Source organism: Streptomyces sp. NPDC001153 (assembly GCF_053598315.1).
Genome location: NZ_JBSFJZ010000020.1, coordinates 19,271 through 36,746 on the forward strand (window position 1 = coordinate 19,271; position 17,476 = coordinate 36,746).

Annotated in this window: 17 protein-coding genes; 7 read left to right on the forward strand and 10 right to left on the reverse strand. The window is 71.4% G+C overall.

The features are described 5' to 3' along the window. Positions 1-12 precede the first annotated feature (12 nt). Complete coding sequence (locus ACWDEN_RS23080; RefSeq protein WP_351612590.1) at positions 13-1,467, reverse strand: MFS transporter; 1,455 nt, start codon at positions 1,465-1,467, stop codon at positions 13-15. 391 nt (positions 1,468-1,858) lie between these two features. Here ACWDEN_RS23080 and ACWDEN_RS23085 point away from each other — a divergent pair, with 391 nt between their 5' ends. The 4 genes from ACWDEN_RS23085 (at position 1,859) to ACWDEN_RS23100 (ending at position 6,655) form a co-directional block, all read left to right on the forward strand. After that, on the forward strand, positions 1,859-2,881 hold the full coding sequence (locus ACWDEN_RS23085) for an MDR family NADP-dependent oxidoreductase (protein ID WP_351612587.1): 1,023 nt from the start codon (positions 1,859-1,861) through the stop codon (positions 2,879-2,881). A 96-nt stretch (positions 2,882-2,977) separates the two neighbouring features. Further along, entirely contained in the window at positions 2,978-4,078 is a 1,101-nt protein-coding gene (locus ACWDEN_RS23090; protein WP_351612585.1) for a phenylacetate--CoA ligase family protein, read from the forward strand. Further along, positions 4,078-5,463 carry an aldehyde dehydrogenase family protein gene (locus ACWDEN_RS23095; RefSeq protein WP_351612583.1) on the forward strand — a complete coding sequence of 462 codons (1,386 nt, stop codon included), beginning with the start codon at positions 4,078-4,080 and terminating at the stop codon, positions 5,461-5,463. The genes ACWDEN_RS23090 and ACWDEN_RS23095 overlap by 1 nt, the downstream gene beginning before the upstream one ends. 175 nt (positions 5,464-5,638) lie before the next feature. Next, positions 5,639-6,655 (forward strand): Lrp/AsnC family transcriptional regulator, encoded by a 1,017-nt coding sequence (locus tag ACWDEN_RS23100; protein ID WP_351612580.1) that lies wholly within the window; start codon positions 5,639-5,641, stop codon positions 6,653-6,655. Positions 6,656-7,044: 389 nt separating this feature from the next. Here ACWDEN_RS23100 and ACWDEN_RS23105 read toward each other — a convergent pair whose 3' ends face one another. After that, positions 7,045-7,212: a hypothetical protein gene (locus tag ACWDEN_RS23105; RefSeq protein ID WP_450860007.1), complete on the reverse strand. Its 168-nt coding sequence runs from the start codon at positions 7,210-7,212 to the stop codon at positions 7,045-7,047. A gap of 272 nt (positions 7,213-7,484) precedes the next feature. Between ACWDEN_RS23105 and ACWDEN_RS23110 the strand changes: the two genes are divergently transcribed. The 3 genes from ACWDEN_RS23110 to ACWDEN_RS23120 all read left to right on the forward strand — a co-directional run bounded on the left by ACWDEN_RS23110 (position 7,485) and on the right by ACWDEN_RS23120 (position 8,607). Then, complete coding sequence (locus tag ACWDEN_RS23110) at positions 7,485-7,781, forward strand: hypothetical protein (RefSeq protein WP_450860008.1); 297 nt, start codon at positions 7,485-7,487, stop codon at positions 7,779-7,781. A 48-nt stretch (positions 7,782-7,829) separates the two neighbouring features. Beyond that, positions 7,830-8,048, forward strand: coding sequence for a hypothetical protein (locus ACWDEN_RS23115; RefSeq protein WP_450860009.1), 219 nt, complete (start codon positions 7,830-7,832; stop codon positions 8,046-8,048). Between the two features lie 166 nt (positions 8,049-8,214). Further along, positions 8,215-8,607, forward strand: coding sequence for a hypothetical protein (locus tag ACWDEN_RS23120; protein WP_450860010.1), 393 nt, complete (start codon positions 8,215-8,217; stop codon positions 8,605-8,607). A 37-nt stretch (positions 8,608-8,644) separates the two neighbouring features. Here the strand turns inward: ACWDEN_RS23120 and ACWDEN_RS23125 are convergent, their stop codons facing one another. From ACWDEN_RS23125 to ACWDEN_RS23160, 8 genes are all read right to left on the reverse strand, one after another. Continuing rightward, positions 8,645-9,838: an MFS transporter gene (locus ACWDEN_RS23125; RefSeq protein WP_450860011.1), complete on the reverse strand. Its 1,194-nt coding sequence runs from the start codon at positions 9,836-9,838 to the stop codon at positions 8,645-8,647. Continuing rightward, the gene (locus ACWDEN_RS23130) at positions 9,838-10,341 is read right to left on the reverse strand and encodes a GNAT family N-acetyltransferase (RefSeq protein ID WP_450860012.1); all 504 of its coding nucleotides are present in this window, start codon (positions 10,339-10,341) and stop codon (positions 9,838-9,840) included. Before ACWDEN_RS23130 ends, ACWDEN_RS23125 begins: the two co-directional genes overlap by 1 nt. A 1-nt stretch (position 10,342) precedes the next feature. Continuing rightward, the gene (locus ACWDEN_RS23135; protein ID WP_450860013.1) at positions 10,343-11,629 is read right to left on the reverse strand and encodes a type III PLP-dependent enzyme; all 1,287 of its coding nucleotides are present in this window, start codon (positions 11,627-11,629) and stop codon (positions 10,343-10,345) included. Next, positions 11,626-12,915 carry a DUF6271 family protein gene (locus ACWDEN_RS23140; RefSeq protein ID WP_450860014.1) on the reverse strand — a complete coding sequence of 430 codons (1,290 nt, stop codon included), beginning with the start codon at positions 12,913-12,915 and terminating at the stop codon, positions 11,626-11,628. The genes ACWDEN_RS23135 and ACWDEN_RS23140 overlap by 4 nt, the downstream gene beginning before the upstream one ends. Continuing rightward, positions 12,912-13,946: a phytanoyl-CoA dioxygenase family protein gene (locus ACWDEN_RS23145; protein WP_450860015.1), complete on the reverse strand. Its 1,035-nt coding sequence runs from the start codon at positions 13,944-13,946 to the stop codon at positions 12,912-12,914. Before ACWDEN_RS23145 ends, ACWDEN_RS23140 begins: the two co-directional genes overlap by 4 nt. 107 nt (positions 13,947-14,053) lie before the next feature. Then, the gene (locus ACWDEN_RS23150) at positions 14,054-15,565 is read right to left on the reverse strand and encodes a glycoside hydrolase family 3 protein (RefSeq protein ID WP_450860016.1); all 1,512 of its coding nucleotides are present in this window, start codon (positions 15,563-15,565) and stop codon (positions 14,054-14,056) included. A gap of 8 nt (positions 15,566-15,573) precedes the next feature. Further along, a complete protein-coding gene (locus ACWDEN_RS23155; RefSeq protein ID WP_351612559.1) occupies positions 15,574-16,404 on the reverse strand; it encodes a carbohydrate ABC transporter permease in 831 nt (276 codons plus the stop codon). Beyond that, on the reverse strand, positions 16,401-17,399 hold the full coding sequence (locus ACWDEN_RS23160; RefSeq protein ID WP_450860017.1) for a carbohydrate ABC transporter permease: 999 nt from the start codon (positions 17,397-17,399) through the stop codon (positions 16,401-16,403). Before ACWDEN_RS23160 ends, ACWDEN_RS23155 begins: the two co-directional genes overlap by 4 nt. Between the last annotated feature and the right edge of the window lie 77 nt (positions 17,400-17,476).

Consider the following 17,476-nt stretch of genomic DNA (forward strand, 5'->3'; position numbering starts at 1 on the left):
AGTGTGGCTCGATCAGTGCTGTGCCCCGGCCTTGTCCGAAGCATCCTTCTCGATCATCATCCTGCTGGTGACGAAGCTGATCACCACCAGCGCGACGGCAACCCAGAAGGCGACCTGGACCGCGTGCAGCGCGGCCGAAGGGCCGCCGGGCCGTGCGCTGTTGAGGTAGACACTGCCCAGGACGGCGACCCCGAGCGTGGCGCCCAGCTGCTGGACGGCGTTCAGCAGTCCGGCGGCCGACCCGATCTCCTGCGGCTGCAGCGGCTTCAGGGCGATGGTGAAGAAGGCAGGGCTGAAGAGCCCGACTCCCAGACCCACCACACCCAGCGCGATCAGCAGCGGCCTGGGGTAGGACGTGGGATCTGCCTCGTGGTACACGGCGATGGCGGCCAGCGCTCCGACCAGGAGTACGACGAGTCCCAGGGACATCATGCGGTGACCGTAGCGCCGGACCAGATGGGCACCAGCCACCCAGGAGGCCACGGCCAGACCCACCGACCAGGGAGCGAGGGTCAGGCCCGCGTTGAGCACATCGGTGCCGAGCCCCAGCTGGAGCTGCAGCACGATGACCATCATCAGACCGTTCGTCACCGCGAAGAAGGTTGTCGACGTCACCAGGGCGGCCGGGAAACCCCGGTGCGCGAACAGGCTCGGCTCCACCACCGGGCTCCGGCCGGCGGCGGCGACACCGCGCTGGTGCAGCGCGAACACGACCAGCACGATCAGACCGGCCACGATGGCCCCCCAGCTCCATACGGACATCGCGGCGATGTCCGCACCGATGAGGGGGTAGACGACGAGCCCGACGCCGATCGTCGCCAGGAGCGTGCCGGTGAGATCGAGAGTGGGCCGCTTGGGAGCGCGGTTCTCCAGCAGTTTGGGGGTCAGGGCCAGCACGACCAGGGACACGGGCACGTTGACCAGGAATGTCGCGCGCCACGACGAACCGAACAGGTCGGCATGCGTCAGCACACCGCCGAGCACCGGACCGCACACGGCCGCCAGGCCCATCACGGGGCCGATGCTGCCCAGGGCCTTGGACATCTCGTCACCGGAGAACATGGTCTTGATCAGACCGATGGTCTGGGGAATGATCACAGCCGCCGCTGCCCCCTGCACCACGCGGAAGCCGATCAGCAGACCCACCGAGGGCGCCAGTGCGCATGCGGTGGACGCCAGCATGAATCCTGTGACGCCGATGACGAACAGCCGTCGTCGGCCGGCGATGTCGCCCAACCGGCCACCGGTGATCAACAGCACCGCGAACGGGAGGGTGTAGGCCGTCGTGAACCACTGGATGTCGGACACCGAGCCGCCCAGATCGGCATGGATCGCCGGTGCGGCGACCTGCACGATGGTCGCGTCCAACAGGTTCATGGCCTCACCGAGCAGCAGGGCGGTGAGCGCCAGCCACCGCCATCGGTACGCCGTTGTGGGAGTCGGCGCAAGCACACGCTCAGCAGTCATCGGGGTTCCTCTCCACCATTGTCGACGCGCCGAACCGATCCCCCGGGAGCGGGGCATCGAGTTCGACCACGAGTCAGCGTGGAGGGACGGATCCGCGGCCTCCAGCCAGAGCCGGGAGATGGACGATTCCTTCCACCGAGGACGTCTGCGGTGACGATTTCCCACGCGGCGGCCCCGTGCACGCGCCCCGGCCGGCCGGCCCGCGGAGGGATGCCCGGGCCGGCCCCCGGATGTGAGCTTCCTTCAGCCAGGCGTCTCGGATGGAAGAAATGTTCCAGTGCGGCACCGTGACTGGAGTCGGCGGACGTGATCGCTCCACCCTGGGGCTCCCTGGTCACTCCGCGTGCACCAGGGCTTCACATCCGTACGTCCTTCCTGTTCAGGAGCGTGAATGGCAGCCCTGCCCGCTACCCAGAGAGAAGTCCGTCTCGCGGCCAAGCCCGAAGGGCTTCCGCGGCTGGAGCACTTCAGTGTCGTCGAGACACCCCTGGCCTCGCCGGGGGACGACGACGTACTGGTACGCAACGTCTTCTTCCACGTCTTCGCCACACTGCGCATACTCATCGCGGGTGCCACGCAGGACACGCCGTTCCCCGTGCTCAACGCCGGCGACACCCTCGTCGGCGCGGCGATCGGCGAGGTGGTCTCCGCCCCCGAGGGCAGCGCACTGCGGCCGGGCGATCTGGTGTCGCACTGGCTGGGCTGGCGTGAGTACGCCGTCGTCCCCGCGGGCGAGTGCGCGCGGCTGGACACCGAGGCCCTTCCCGACCCGATCACCCACCTCCAGCAGGGCTGGACAGCGTACGCGGCACTGACGCGCGGGGTCGAACTCCGCCCCGGGGACACCGTGTTCGTCTCCGCGGGCGGCAGCGGGATCGGCGCGATGGCCGGGCAGATCGCCAAGCGGCTGGGCGCCGGCCAGGTCATCGCCAGCACCGGCTCGCAGGAGAAGGCCGACCGTCTCGTGAACGAGCTCGGTTACGACGCGGCCGTCATCCGCGGTGCCGCACCGCTCGCCGAACAGCTGGCGAAGGCCGCACCGGACGGCATCGACGTCTTCTTCGACAACGTCGGAGGCGAACAGCTGCGGGCGGCTGTGGAAGCGGCCCGTCCGGGTGCCCGCTTCGTCCTGATCGGCGCCCTGTCCGGGCAGCTGTGCGAGGACGGCACCGGCACCACGGCACCCGTCGAGCTGGACTCCCTGCCGCTCATCCACAAGCGGATCGTGATGCGCGGCTTCAGCTCGGACGACTTCGACGACTGCGGGGAGTGGACCGAGAGGTTCGGCGCGTGGCTGCGCGCGGGGCAGATGGTCTTCCCCCACGTGCGGATCAAGGGCATCGAACACGCCCCTCAGGCCCTGCTGGAGGTGATCGAAGGGCGGCACATCGGTGCCGTCATCGTCGAGCTGTAGCTCCGTGCTCCGTCCACAACTCCGGTGCGCCGACGGAGGTACCGCATCTCCGCCGGGCAGTCCCCACCTCACCTCATACGCCCAGAAGGAGTTCCCGTGCCGCGAGCCACCACACAGGTCCTCGACCTTCCCCTCGATGTGCGTCCCGAGCCGGACGACCTGATCCAGGCCGCCATGGAGTGGCACTTCAACCCCGATACGGGCTCGCGGTTCTGGCTGGAGCGAGCCAAGACCCTGCCCTTCGACCCCCGCAGTGAGATCCGTACCCACGAAGATCTCAGGCTCTTCCCCAACGTGGCGGCCGAACTGCGCTCCGTCCGCGCCGAGGACCTGATCCCCCGCGGCTACGGCCGGCACCCCGACGTGATCGGGGTGTTCGAGAGCGGTGGGACCACGGGGGAGCCCAAGCGGGTCGTCCTGCTGCGGGACTGGCTGGAGCGCATGGTCCACTGGAGCAACGCCAACCTCGACGCCCACGGCTTCCCCGCCGGCGCCGACTGGCTCGGCCTGGTCCCGACGGGCCCGCACATCGTGGGTGAATACTTCCGCAGGTCCGCGACCAGCCACGGCCGCCGCGGCTTCACCGTCGATCTCGACCCCCGATGGGTGAAGAAACTGATCTCCGGCGGTCAGTGGGACCAAGCCGCCGCCTACACCGAACACCTCATCGACCAGGCCGCGTTCGTGCTGCGCACACAGGACATCGGCGTCCTGACCATCACGCCCCCGCTGCTGGAGCGCCTCGCCCTGCGCGACGACCTGGCCGAGCTGGTCAAGGAGAAGGTCCGGGCGATCCGCTGGGGCGGCACCCAGCTGGATCCCGACTCCCGCTACCTCTACAAGACCGAGGTCTTCCCCGGGACGGTCCTGTGCGGGAACTACGGCAGCACCATGATCCTGGGGTTCGCCGGTGAGCGCCCGGACCTCCCGGAGGACGCCGGCTGCGTCTTCGACTCCTGCAGCCCCTACGTGACGTTCTCGGTCGTCGATCCGGAGACGCTCATACCGGTCGCGTACGGCGATCGCGGCCGCGTCCTGGTCAACCACGTCAGCAAGTCGTTCTTCCTGCCCAACAACCTGGAGCGGGATGTCGCAACCCGGATCGAGCCCCTGGCCGGTCAGGTCGGTGACGCGGTGGCGGACATCGCTCCGGTGGCGACCTTCGAGAACGAGACCGTGATCGAAGGGGTCTACTGATGGCGCACTCCGACGCCGGTGCGGTGCAGCTCGACGCCCTCGGGCCGCAGGGCGCGTTCAGGTCCCGCAGCCGTACGGCCGTGCACGACGTCGCGGGCCGGCAGGTCGCCGAACTGAGCCTGGTCCCCTCCCTGTTCGTCGACCGCACGATGAAGTCGCTGCACCGGGCTTCCACTCCTCCCGTCGACGAGCGGATCGGGATGATCAGCCACGCTGCCGAGCTCTTCGCGACCGCCACGCTGCGTGACCAGTCGGTCCAGGAGTACGAGTACCAGGTCAGTCGCGTCGGCGGGATACCGGTCTCCGTGGTGCGGTCGACCACGCGGGCCATCGCGGCCCGGATGAGGCAGGCCCACCACAGCGTGGAGTGCGCCCGGCCGACCGGAGCGGTGAGGCGTTGGGACGACCCGCTGACCCGCACCGGCCGCGCGGTGTGGACCCGGCGCGGGAACGTCTTCGCCGTGCACGCCGCCGGCAACCACCCCGGGCCGCACAGCCTCTGGCCGGAGGCGCTCGCGCTGGGCTACCGCGTCGCCGTCCGGCCCTCCCGGCGCGAGCCGTTCACGCCGCACCGACTGGTCACCGCACTGCGCGACGCCGGCTTCGGCAACGACCAGGTGACACTGCTGCCGACCGACCACGCCACCGCGGACGTCCTGCTGCGGGGCGCGGACCTCGGGCTGGTCTACGGCGGCGACGACGTGGTGCGCAAGTACGCCGCCGCCCCCTCGATCCTCCCGCAGGGTCCTGGCCGCTCGAAGATTCTCCTGACCGAGGAGATGGACTGGCGGGATCATCTCGACACGATCGTCGACTCGGTGAGCGGCAAGGGCGGCACGGGCTGCGTCAACACCACCGCCGTCTTCGTGGAAGGCGACCCGGCCCCGCTCTGCGAAGCGCTCGCCGAGCGCCATTCCTCGGTGCCCAGCCTGCCTCCCGAGGATCCCCGGGCGGTCTTCCCCGTCCAACCGCTCGCGACGGCCAAGGCGTTCGAGGCGCACCTGCTCGACAAGGCCTCGGGAGCAAGGCCCTGGCTCGGCGGCGACGGCGTCATCGACGAACTGGGCGACGGCAGCGCCGTACTGCGCCCCGCCGTCTTCCAGCTCGACCGGCCCGATGCGCCGCAGTCTTCCGTCGAGCTTCCCTTTCCTTGCGTCTGGGTCGCTCCGTGGACGCGTGAAGCAGGCATCGCGCCGCTGAGGAACAGCCTCGTCCTGACAGCGCTCACCCACGATGCCCACCTCGTCGGACAGCTGCTGGAAGATCCGTCCATCAGCAATGTCTACGTAGGAGATCACCCGACGCACCGGATGGAGTCCGGCATGCCGCATGACGGCTATCTCGCCGAGTTCCTGATGCGCTGCAAGTCGGTGATCAGGGACTGACCGGTGACCGTGGCGGCGAACGCTCGCCGCCACGGTCGACGGCGAGGGACTCCTCCCCTTCGACCTCCGGGCCGCCGGACCCGGGTCCAGACCGAGCGGAGCACCGGCGTGTGCAGGCATCGCCTCCGGCGACTCGCCGCGGCCTGCCACGCGGTGCGTGAAGGATGGTGTGCGAATGCTCGACGACCTCGATCGCGCCTTGATCCATGCGCTGCACATCGACGGACGTGCCCCCTTCACACAGATAGCCCACGTACTGTCGGTCTCCCCGCAGACGGTCTCCCGTCGTTACGACAGGCTGCGCGAGCACGCCGCGCTCCGCGTCGTCGGGTTGCCCGACCCGCACCTGACGGGCCATGAGCAGTGGCTGCTGCGGCTGACCGCCGCCCCCGAGACCGCACTGGATCTCGCCCACGCCCTCGTCCGGCGCCAGGACACCTCGTGGGTCTATCTCACCGGTGGCGGCACCGAGATCGTCGCGGTGCTCGAAACACCACTCGGTACGGCGCACGGCCACTCCCTGCTCCTGCACGAGCTGCCCCCCAGCATCGGGCTCACCGCCGTGTCCGCCCACCATCTGCTGCACACCTATGTCGGCTGGCGTACCCCTTGGCGCATGAGCGCCAACGCCCTCAAACCACGACAGCAACGCCTGTTGGCCGACGCGAAACGCACCGACTGCAACGAACCCCCCTCCCTGGACCGGGACCGGGATCGGCAGGTGAGGCTCTCCCCCGCGGACCACGCCTTGATGGAAGCCCTGCGACAGGACGGCCGAACAGGGGTCGGCGACCTCGCCGCCACCACGGGCTGGTCGCCCGCGACGGTGTCGCGCCGGCTGGACAGCCTGCGCGACTGCGGAGCGATCTTCTTCGATGTGGAGCTCGATCCCGCGCTCCTGGGGGGCATCGCCAAGGTCCTGCTGTGGATGGCAGTCGCTCCCGCCCATCTCGATGAGGTGGCCACGACGTTGGCGCGCCATGAGGAACTCGCCTTCGTGGCCCACACCACCGGTCCCACCAACCTCGTGGCTCACGCCCTGTGCAGGGACACCGCAGCGCTGTACCACTACCTCACCCAGGGACTGGGCTCGGTGAAGGCGATCCGTAGCCTGGAGACGGCACCTGTGCTGCGCACCCTCAAGGCCGTCGGCACCCTCGCGTCCACGCCCGCGTCATCCCACCGCGGATAGGAGACCGAAGTCCTCGGCATGATGGAGAACCGCCGCTGTCCGGAGATCCTGTCCGTCCGCCGGCCTTCGGTGCCGCGGCGGTTGCGCTTCCATGGATACAGCGTGAGCCGAGGCGGTGTCGCGAAGGGCGGGGAAACGCTGAATGCCGGACGACTCGTTGTTCGCACTGGCGTGTGTGCCCGGGCGGCGCGTCTTCTCGGTGAGGGCGACCAGCAGCGCAAGCGCGCGCAGCGGGAGCGGCTGGAGCGCACCCTGACCACGCTGCTCGGGGCGCCCGGCGACGAGCGGCTGCGCGTCCGGGCGGAGGCGGCCTGGCAGACCCGCTTCGAGGATCTGCTGGAGGACGCCGAGCGGTCCGGTCGTCAGGTGCAACTCGCGGCTGAGTCACGTCAGTTGGTGTCGGTGTGCGCGGGCGCGTACGCGATGGCGAAGCCGGTCGGTGCGAGCGCGGGGAACCTCACCTCCCCCGGGCCGTCCGTCGCGCCGCCGCCCGGCGCCGCCCTCCCTGCGCCCGGCCCGCTGTCCGCGCCGGCCCCGCCGACCGCCGTTCCGCCCATCCCGCCCGGCAAGACACAACTGGCCGCGCACTTCGTGCGGTGCGTCCGGCATGAGGGGACCGTCGACCTGGTGGTGTGGGTGACCGTCGCCTCCCGCGGCGCGGTCGTCTGCGACTTCGCGGCGGCCGCCGGAGCCGACCCCGGGCAGCCGGAGCACGGCGCACAGGCCTTCCTGGCCTGGCTGCGGGCGACCGGCCGGCGCTGGCTGGTGGTGCTCGACGGGCTGACCGACCCGGCGGAACTGCACGGTCTGTGGCCGCCGGAGCGGCCGGGTGCTGGTCACCGCCCGGCCCGGGGTCCCACTCCCCCTCGGCAGCACCCGCGTCCCCGTCGGGCCGTACCCACGCGAGACGGCGTTGCTCCGGCTGGCCGAGGACCTCTGCTCCCAGGGCCGGTACGTGCAGCTCGGGGAGGTCGACGCGCTCGCCGCCGACCTGGGTCACCTGCCGCTCGCCCTGTCCCGGGCGGCGGCCTGGCCGGCGGAGTCCGGGCTCAGTTGTGCCGACTACCGCGACCGGCTCGCACAACGCACCGGGAGCGGTGCCGATCCCCTCACCGCCTGCTGGTGACTGTCCGTCGAGCTGGCCGACCGCCGCTGCGCCGGACTGGCCCGGCCGATGCTCGAACTCGCCGCCCTGCTCGCCCTGTACGGCGTCCCCGTCACCGCGCTCACCAGCCGCCCGGAACTCGCCCATCCGGCCCGGCGGCGCACGCCGGCAGCCGCCTCGGAGGCGGAGCCGGTGGGCGTCCCGGACGCCGCGGACGCCCTGGAGGCACTGCGCCGGCTCGGCCTCGTGGAGTGCGAGGGCGAGGCGCCGTACACGACCGTGGGGTGAGCGGCGCGCTGCAGGCCGTGGTGCGTGCGGCCGTACCGCCCGAGGAGTACGGCGCTCTGGTCGCCGCGGCCGCCGACGCGCTGCGGGCCGCGTGGCGGACGGCACCGGCGGCGGAGCGGGGGTCCGCGCTGTGCCGGGCGCTGCGGGCGGGGGCCGGCAATTCCAGATGGCGGCACCGCGCGACGCCTTCGACCGCCCTTTCCCCTCGCTGTTCCCCTCCGCCGGCCGGCCGGGCGCCCCGCTGCGCGGCCCGCTGGTGCTCACCCACTCCCGCTGGGACCGGGCGACGGGGTTCTGGCATCTGCGCGCGGAGGGCGCGGCCGGCATCGGCCACTCGGGGGCGGGCGTGGCCCCGGTCCCTCAGTTCCACGTCCGGCTGCTCGACGTGGGCGAGCGGTACCCGGCGGTCGCCCTGGACCACCGACTGGTCGACGTGGACGCCAGCCGCCTCTTCCGCGGCGGCGTCCGGACCCGGATGGCCCCGGCCGGAGCCCACTCCGACTTCGCCCGCCCCGAGTCCGCGCACCTCATGCTGAGCCTGGCCGCGATGTCCAGGTGATCTGACCTGCTGTGATGTGCCGCCGGTGGGCGGCGCGCTAGGCGTTCTCAGGTGCCGGAAGCGGAGTCCCGGCCGTGGGTGCCGGGGTGCGGTCGGGCCAGCGGATCCGGAACGCGGTCAGCGTCACGATCAGGGCCGACGCGGCGACGGTCGCCATGCCGAGGGTGAGGCTCGTGGTGCTCGCGACGAGGCCGATCAGTGCCGGGCCGGCCAGCAGCCCGGTGGTGCCCATCGCGGCGACCAGGGCCAGGGCGTCGGAGCCGTGACCGGCGGCCGCGACGTAGACGCACGGGGTGACGGCGGCCGCGCCGAGGCCGACGCAGGCGAAGCCGAGGAGGGTCGGGACCAGCCCGCCGGTGAGCAGGGCGAGGGCGAGGCCGGTGGCGGCGACCGCGCTGCCGGCCCGCACCACCCGGCCGTCGCCCCAGCGACCGCGCCAGCGGTCCGCGCGCAGGCGGGCCAGCAGCATCATCACGGAGACGACCGCGATGCCCAGCGGCGCCACGGACGCCGAGGCCTTGACGACATCCTTCAGGTAGAGCGTCGACCAGTCGTTCATCGCGCCCTCGGTGATGGTGCCGAAGGCCATGGCGCAGCCCAGCAGCAGGGTCGTCCAGGAGGGCAGGGCAGGGCGGCGGCTCCGCTTCGGGCCGTCCGGCGTGCCCGGTTCCGTGCGGGTGAGCAGCCCGGAACGGGCGCCGGCGAGCAGGAGCAGCAACAGGGCTCCGGCCACGGTGAAATGGGCCGGCACCGACCCGGTCAGCGTGGTCACGCCCGAGGTCAGCAGGGCGGCGGCGAGCAGACCGGCGCTGAACGTGGCGTGCAGCTGGGACATGGCGGTGCGGTCGTAGGCCTTCTCCAGCGCGGCGCCCTGGGCGTTCATGGCGACGTTGAGGCAGCCGACCGCGACTCCGTCGGCGCAGACGGCCAGGAGCGCGAGCGGGTAGTTCGGTACGGCGGACAGGGCGGCCAGTACGGCCACCAGGCACACGGCGGAGGCCAGGGACAGCCGCCGGGAGCCGAGGCGGCGCATCAGGAGGGCGACCAGCGGGAAGGAGGCCGCAGCACCGGCCCCGCAGACCATCAGCAGCAGGCCCACCTCCCCGGCGCCCAGGTCCAGCCGGGTCTTGAGCGCGGGAAGCCGGGAGACCCAGGTGCCGTACTGGAAGCCGAGGAAGCAGAACAGCGCCGCGATGGACCACTTGGCGCGCTGGAAGGAGGCAGCGGGCATCAGCTCGCCCTCCGCACGGCGGCGACCTGCGCCGACATGTACACCGCGCCGCTGCCGTACCCGGCCGGGACGTGCGCCTCGCGGTGGGCGCGGTAGCCGTTGGCCCGCCAGAAGGGTTCCTTGCCGGCGACCGCGATCAGGGACATCGTCTCGAAACCGCGGGCGCGGGCGATGCCCGTCAGGTGGCGGGCCATACGGCTGCCGAGCCCCCTGCGGCGCAGGGGCGCGGTGATGACGAGGTCGTGCAGGTGCAGGTTGGTGGAGCAGTGGGCCGCCCGCTCGGCGCGGGTCAGGTCGGGGCAGCGGAACCTCGGGTACGGCAGGGCCAGGGCATAGCCCGCGATCCGGCCGTCGAGGTCCAGGACGAGGCAGGTGCCCGCCGAGGCCCGGGAGCGCAGCACGGCCTCCCCCTCCGTGAGCGCGGTGTCCGCGTACGCCTCCGCTTCCAGGGCCACGACCGCGGGCCAGTCGGCCTCGGTGACGCCGCGTATCGGGTGTGTCATGTCAGTGGTGTCCTTCCTGGCCCCGGATGCACACGCAGGGCAGCGGGCGGATGCCGTTGAAGCCCTGGGTCGTGTAGCTGGTGGCGTAGGCGCCGGCGGAGAGGATCCAGACCGGGTCGCCGGAGGTGACGGACGCCGGCACGCGCACCGGGTGCCGGCCCTCGCCGTAGGCGTCGTCGCTGTCGCAGGTGGGGCCGGCGACGATCGCGGAGACGTGCTCCTGTGTTCCGAGGTGGCCCGGGAACACCATCCGGTGCGTCAACTGGTCCATCTCATAGAGGCCGTTGAACTTTCCGCAGCTCAGGTAGAGCCAGTGGGCGACGGTGCCGTCCGGCTGCCTGCGGCGGGTCAGCCGGGAGACGTGGGCCCGGACCGCACCGTGGTCGGCGACCAGGTGGCGGCCCGGTTCCATCACGAAGTCGAGCGGAGCGGAGGTGAGGTCGCGCAGCCGGTCCATGCCCTCGCGGAGCACGGCGAAGATCTTGTCCAGGGGCGGGTCGAGCGGGTTGCCGTGACGGTCCTGGTAACCCAGCGCGGGCAGACCGCCGCCGAGGTTGACGTGGTCGGGTACGATCCCCCGCCCGGCCAGCGCCGCCAGCGTCCCGGCGAGGGTGTCCAGGGCCTGCTGCCAGGCCTCGCCGGTCATCTGCTGGGAGCCGACGTGCACGGACAGGCCGGCCGGGGTGAGTCCGGCCTCGCGGGCCGTCTCCAGCACGCGGACGGCGTCGTCGGGGGCGCAGCCGAACTTGCGGTTCAGGCCCCACAGCGCGCCCTCCCCGCTGGTGGCGAGGCGGCAGAACACCCGGGCGCGGGGCGCGTGCGCGGCGATGGCGGTGACGTCCTCGATGCTGTCGGTGGCGAAGGTGCGGACACCCAGGCGGTGGGCTTCGGCGATGTCGTGGTCGGACTTGATGGTGTTGCCGTAGTGGATGCGGTGTGGCTGGGCGCCGGCTCGGAGGGCTTGGGTGATTTCGGCGGGGCTTGCTGCGTCGAATCCGGCACCGCGGGCCGTGAGGGTGTGCAGGACCTCGTCGACGGGGCAGGCCTTGAGCGCGAAGCGAATGTGGGTGCCGGGCAACTCGTTGAGCAGGGCGTCGTATTGGTGCTCTATGCCGGTCAGGTCGTAGATGATGCGGTCGGATTCGGCTGCGGCGAGTGCGGTGCCGAGTGCGCCTGCGGAAGTGCCCGGATGTGCCGTCGCGCGAGTGCCGGTCCGCCGTGGTTGATCGCGCCCACGCGGCGGTAGCCGCATATCAGACAGGGCCCCGCGCCCCTTTGGGGCGCTCATGTGCGGGCTGCTTTGATCAGTGCCGGCCAGGCCTCGACCAGGTGTGCGAAGTCCTCCATGTCCGACTCCGCCTCGTCCAACAACCGTTCACGCTCTTCCGCGAGTTGGTCGGCGAACGTCGCGTACCGGCCGCCCAGCTTGCGATAGGCCGTGTCCACCCGGTCCAGTCGCCAGACGTTCTCCGCGCGGTCCAGGTCGGTGCTCTCCCGCAGGAACTCCACGATCCGGTCGGCCCGTACCCGATGCCGCTCGTCCAGCAACCCCACACCTTCGGCGGCCATGCGGTCGTAGACGTGGTGGAAGTGGAGCATGGAGAGGAGGAACTTCACGAACCGCCGCTGGTAGGCCGGGAAGCCGGTGTCGGTGCGGCGTTCGGGGGTGTGGAAGTTCTCGATGTGGCGGTTGTGCAGGATGCCGGGCAGAACGGCGTCGTGGACCACATGGAGGAGGAAGTAGTCGCTGCCGATGGTGTCGGTGGCGGGTGGGAGCGGGATGCGTTCGTAGATCGCGCGGTCGAAGGCGATGTTGCACATGTCGACGCGCATGGGGTCGACCACGGTGAGGGTTGCCCGGTCACCGGTGAAGGGTGCCGTGCCCGCGCCGGTGAAGGACTCCTCCACCAGGTGGCGTTTGCGGTCCTCGGGCCAGTCGCCGGGCGCCCAGAGGCTGACCACGTCGTGGTACACGCCCTCGTCCAGGCGTCGTATCTCCCCGATGTCGACGGAGAGTTCGCCGATGAAGGAGGCGCCCGTCAATGACACCGGGCGGGCCGGCAGCGCCGGGCCGAGGTCGGTGTGCGGGACGGAGGCCGTGGCCTCGGCGGCGGGACGGCCCAGCCAGGGCAGCTCGTGGTGCACGGGGAACACCGGCTCGCCGCCGTGGAGTTGGTAGGCGCTGTCGGAGTCCCTGCGGTGCAGCGAGTCGCAGCCGAGGGCGGCGGCCAGCAGGAAGGCGCGGTTGGTGCAGGCGCCGTAGGAGACGGCGGGCGGGAGCATGAGGCGCAGGAGGCGGTCGACGTCGGGCAGCCCGGCCCGCTCGATGGTCCTGCGCAGGAAGGCCCGCTGCTCGAACTCGCCGAAGTGGTGGACGGTGACGCCGGGTACCGGGTGGAGGCCGGCCACGACCCGGGTGTGCTCGGCGCGGGTGCGGGCGTCGGAGGAGTCGAGGATGAGGAGTTGGACGTCGGCGCCGTGGTGCTGGGCGGCGTAGGCGGCCTCGGCGTGGAGGGCGGTCAGGGTGGCGGAGCAGGCCCGGTTGGTGGGCAGGCAGAGGCAGATCCGGTTCACTGTGCCTCTTCCGCGGCAGCGGCCCAGGAGTCCAGTCCGAGCAGCTTTCTGCCGAGCGGGGTGAGCGTCGCGGGTCCGTAGCGATCGGCCTCCGGCCGGCGGGCGTCGCCGAGGAGGGTGGCGTTCCAGTCGGGGGTCGCGAGGGTGCGCCAGGAGTGGACGCGGGAGTCGCGCAGGGCGGTGTGCTCCTCCAGCGCGGGCATCATCGACAGGTACTGGACGGCTCGGACAGCGTTGTCAGAGAGGTTCGGTGCGACGCCGTGCGCCAGCAGCCCGTTGAAGATCAGCAGGTCGCCGGCCTGGAGGTCGGGGCGGATCACCGGGAACTCGGCGCGGTCGGTGCCGGGCCGGACCGGGTCGCGGCCGGGCGGCTGGGCCAGGCGCCACTCCTCGAGGCGGCGGAAGAGCTCGGGGGCGCACTGGAAGCCGCCGAGTTCGGGCCGGGTGTCGGTGAGGGCGATGATGCCCTGGACGCGCTGGGGGTGCACGGCGAGGGTGGTGTCGACGTCCCAGTGCAGCTCGATGTCGAAGCCCTCGTCGGTGGGCTCGATCAGGGAACGGGAACGGGTGCGGGTGTTGGGCGGGTTGAGGTTGAGCCGGTCCAGGGTGACCCACAGCTCCTCGCAGTCCCAGACGTCCACGAACGCGTCGTAGACCCGCCGGGTCTGGCGGCTGTCCCAGAGGAGCTGGTGGTGGTAGGCCTCGACGAAGCCGTAGATGAACAGGTGCTGGTCGAGTTCGGAGCGGAACGAGGGTTCCGCGTACCAGGTTTCGGGGTCGTCGGGGTCGAGTCCGGTGAACTCCCAGGCGAAGTCGAGGAGTTGCTTGGCCTCGCCGGGGGTGACGGCCTCGCGTACGACGACGTAGCCGTAGGTCTGCCAGAAGGCGAAGTCCTCCGCGGAGAGCACCCTGAGGGGTTGGGACTTCTCGAGGTGGCGCAGGGGGGCCGGGGCGAGGTAGGTCTCGCCGTCGGCGCTGAAGTAGGGGCGGGTGGAGGCCGCCCGGTGGAGGAAGGGGTGGGGCGTCTGCATGCGATTCCTCTGGACAACACGTGCGGACAACAGCGGTGGGGATCCGGGAGAAGAGCACGGTCGACCCGGCCGCCCGCGCCGGCGGGCGGCCGGTGGAGCGAGTGGGTTCAGCCCGCCACGACGGCCTCGGCCGCCGCCACGCCGCAGACCCGGGCGGCGCCGTAGGTGGCGATGTGCAGGGCGCCGCGCGGCGGGGCCTGGGGCAGGCCCATTTCCACGACGACGGTGTCCGGGCGGGCGGCGAGCAGGGTGTCGAGCGCGGAGCGCATCCAGTCGTGCCGGTGTTCGTCGCGGACCACGGCGACGATCCGCCGGCCGTCGGCGGTGGCGAGAGCCGCGCCGCCCGCGTCGTCGCCGGTGAAGGAGGCGGAGGCGGTGCCGGGCAGCAGCCGCTCCAGCTCGGCGGCCACGCCCCACGGGGTCTGGTCGCCGACGGCGATGTTGCGGGCCGGCTCGAACTGGGCGACGTACACCGGTGCGGTGGCCGGTGCGGCGGCGCCCGCGCGGGTCACCGTCAGCGCGCGGCGGGCCGCGACCAGGCCGATCTCCGGGTTCGGCTCGGTGTTCGCCGCGCCGCTGCGGGCCCTGGCCGTCCACCGGGCCAGGTCCCGGACCCGGGCGGCGGCGTCGGCCAGCCGTTCCTCGGGCAGTTCGCCGGAGCGTACGGCGGCCACGAGCGCGTCCCTGAGCCTGAGCACGGTGCCCTCGTCGCACAGCCCGCCGCCGACGCAGATGGCGTCGGCGCCGGCCGCGATCGCCAGGACCACGCCGTGTTCCAGTCCGTAGGTGCCGGAGATCGCGCGCATCTCCATGCCGTCGGTGACGATCAGGCCCTGGTAGCCGAGTTCTTCGCGCAGCAGCTCGGTGAGGATGCGGCGGGAGAGGGTGCCGGGTCGGTCCGGGTCGAGCGCGGGCACGAGGATGTGGGCGCTCATGATGGCGCGGGTACCGGCGGCGATGGCCGCGCGGAAGGGGGGCAGCTCGCGGGCGTGGAGGGTGTCGGCGTCGACGTCGATGCGGGGTACGGCGTGGTGGGAGTCGACGTTGGTGTCGCCGTGGCCCGGGAAGTGCTTGGTGCAGGCGGCGACGCCGGTGGACTGCAGGCCCTCGACCCAGGCGGCGGTGTGCCGGGCCACCAGGTCGGTGCTCGCGCCGAAGGAGCGGACGCCGATGACGGGGTTGTCGGGGTTGGCGTTGACGTCGGCGGACGGCGCCCAGTCGAAGTTGACGCCGCAGGCGGCCAGGCGCCGGCCCAGCTCGCGGGAGACGGACCGGGTGAGACCGGGGTCGTCGACGGCGCCGAGGGCGTGGTTGCCGGGGAAGGAGGAGCCGGTGCGCACGTCGAGGCGGGTGACGTCGCCGCTCTCCTCGTCGATGGCGACCAGCAGGTCGTCGCGTTCGGCCCGCAACTCCTTGGTGAGCGCGGTGACTTGCTCCTCGGTGACGACGTTGCGGCCGAACAGAGCCACGGAAGCGAGCCCTTCACCGAGGCGGCGGCGCACCCAGTCGGGCGCGGTGGTGCCGTCGAACCCCGGCTGCAGCACCGCGAGGGCGTCCCGGGTGAGGGTGTCGCCCGCGGCGGAGCCGCTGTCAGACCCAGTGGTGGCGAGTGTGGTCATCGGCGGGGTCATCCCTTCACGGCGCCGTCGGTCAGGCCGCTGACAGCCTTGCGTTGCAGGAAGATGAAGAGGATCAGGATGGGCAGCGCGAACAGGGTCGAGGCGGCCATCGTGGCGCCCCAGTCGTCACCGAAGGCGGTCTGGAACTGCGACAGCCACAGCGGCAGCGTCTGCTTCTCGATGTCCTTGTTGAGGATCAGGACGAGCGGGTACTCGTTCCAGGCGGTGATGAACCCGAACAGCGAGGTCGCCATCAGACCGGGAGCCAGCAGGGGGAAGATGACCCGGACGAAGGCCTGCGTGCGGGTGCAGCCGTCGACCATGGCCGCCTCCTCCAGGTCCTTCGGTACGGCGGCCACATAACCGCGCAGGGTCAGGACGGTCAGCGGGAGCACCATCATCGTGTAGAAGACGGTGAGCGGGACCAGGCTGTCCAGCATGTCGTTGTCGCGGACGATCATGTAGATGGCGATGATCAGGACCTCCCAGGGGGCCATCTGCGCCAGCATGAACGTCACGATGAGCCCGCGCCGGCCCCTGAACCGCATCCGGGCGAGCGCGAAGGCCGCGAACAGGGCGATGACGAGCGAGAAGACCACCGACAGGACCGTGACGGTGACGGAGTTGACGACCAGGGTCCAGAAGTGGTCGGCGTGGATCGCCTTCTTGAAGTGGCCGAGGGTGACGTTCGTCGGGAACCACACCGGGTTGTCGGAGATGATGTCGCCGGTCGGTTTGAGGGCCGTCGCGAACATCCAGTAGACGGGGAACGCGAAGCCGACGAAGAGGACGACGGCGGTCGCGCCGGGCCAGATACGGCCGATGAGCGAGCGCTTCACAGCTCGTCCTCCTCTTGCTTGAGCACCATGCGCAGGTAGTACGAGGTGATGACGAGCAGTACCAGGATGGTCAGGAAGGAGATCGCCGCGCCGACGCCGAAGTGCTGGTTGCCGACGCCCTCGACGAAGGCGTAGATCGGCAGGGTCTCGGTGAGGCGGTCGGGGCCGCCCTGGTTGATGGCGAAGATCTGGGTGAACGCCTTGAAGACCCAGATGACCTCGAGGAAGGTCGTGGCGTACAGGAAGGGCCGCAGGAAGGGCAGGGTCACCGAGGTGAAGCTCTGCCAGGCGCCGGCGCCGTCCAGGGACGCGGCCTCGTACAGCTCCTTGGGGATCGTGGTGGTGGCGGCGTACAGGTTGATCGCCACGAAGGGGATCGACTGCCACACGATGAGCAGGACGACCACGGAGAAGGTGGAGAACTGGCTGCCCAGCCAGTTGTGGTCGGCCATGGAGTGCCAGCCGAGCTTGTCCAGCGTCCAGTTGACGACGCCGAAGCGCTGGGCGAACAGCCACTGGTAGACGGTGGTGGCGGCGATGGGGGGCATCGCCCAGGCCAGGACGAGGCCCACCATGAGCAGCAGCCGCATCCGCTTGCCGAGCCGGGCCAGCAGCAGTCCGATCAGGGTGCCGAGCACCATGATGAGGACGACGTTGGCGGCGGTGAAGAAGACGGTGCGCTCGACGACGTGCCAGAACTCCGGCTCGGACAGCACCTGCCGGTAGTTGTCGACGCCGTTCCACTCGGTGAGGTGCTGGATGAGCTGCCGCGGGTTGAGGTTCTGGAACGACAGCATGCCGTTCTTGACCAGGGGCCAGCCGAGCAGGACCACGGTGGCCAGCAGCGCGGGCAGCAGGAGGAGGTAGGGGGCGGCGGCACCGCGGCGGGACGGGGACCCGGAGTCACGGTCCGCGCCCCGCGGCGGCCCCGGTATCCGGGCCTTGCGGACAGCGGGCCCACCGGCCGTGTCCGTGCCTTGGGTCTGCACTGACATGTGTTGCCATCTCTTCCGTGGCCGAACCGGCCGTGGGAACGACCGATCCGGGGGCGCCGCCGCGCGGCGCCCCCGGC

What these genes read in the sequence shown, in the direction of transcription:
- ACWDEN_RS23160 (WP_450860017.1), bottom strand. Translation starts at nt 17,399, where the DNA reads ATGTCAGTGCAGACCCAAGGCACGGACACGGCCGGTGGGCCCGCTGTC.
- ACWDEN_RS23080 (WP_351612590.1), bottom strand. Translation starts at nt 1,467, where the DNA reads ATGACTGCTGAGCGTGTGCTTGCGCCGACTCCCACAACGGCGTACCGA.
- ACWDEN_RS23145 (WP_450860015.1), bottom strand. Translation starts at nt 13,946, where the DNA reads ATGCAGACGCCCCACCCCTTCCTCCACCGGGCGGCCTCCACCCGCCCC.
- ACWDEN_RS23130 (WP_450860012.1), bottom strand. Translation starts at nt 10,341, where the DNA reads ATGACACACCCGATACGCGGCGTCACCGAGGCCGACTGGCCCGCGGTC.
- ACWDEN_RS23085 (WP_351612587.1), top strand. Translation starts at nt 1,859, where the DNA reads ATGGCAGCCCTGCCCGCTACCCAGAGAGAAGTCCGTCTCGCGGCCAAG.
- ACWDEN_RS23095 (WP_351612583.1), top strand. Translation starts at nt 4,078, where the DNA reads ATGGCGCACTCCGACGCCGGTGCGGTGCAGCTCGACGCCCTCGGGCCG.
- ACWDEN_RS23150 (WP_450860016.1), bottom strand. Translation starts at nt 15,565, where the DNA reads ATGACCACACTCGCCACCACTGGGTCTGACAGCGGCTCCGCCGCGGGC.
- ACWDEN_RS23115 (WP_450860009.1), top strand. Translation starts at nt 7,830, where the DNA reads ATGCTCGAACTCGCCGCCCTGCTCGCCCTGTACGGCGTCCCCGTCACC.
- ACWDEN_RS23100 (WP_351612580.1), top strand. Translation starts at nt 5,639, where the DNA reads ATGCTCGACGACCTCGATCGCGCCTTGATCCATGCGCTGCACATCGAC.
- ACWDEN_RS23120 (WP_450860010.1), top strand. Translation starts at nt 8,215, where the DNA reads ATGGCGGCACCGCGCGACGCCTTCGACCGCCCTTTCCCCTCGCTGTTC.
- ACWDEN_RS23105 (WP_450860007.1), bottom strand. Translation starts at nt 7,212, where the DNA reads ATGGGCGGAACGGCGGTCGGCGGGGCCGGCGCGGACAGCGGGCCGGGC.
- ACWDEN_RS23125 (WP_450860011.1), bottom strand. Translation starts at nt 9,838, where the DNA reads ATGCCCGCTGCCTCCTTCCAGCGCGCCAAGTGGTCCATCGCGGCGCTG.
- ACWDEN_RS23135 (WP_450860013.1), bottom strand. Translation starts at nt 11,629, where the DNA reads ATGAGCGCCCCAAAGGGGCGCGGGGCCCTGTCTGATATGCGGCTACCG.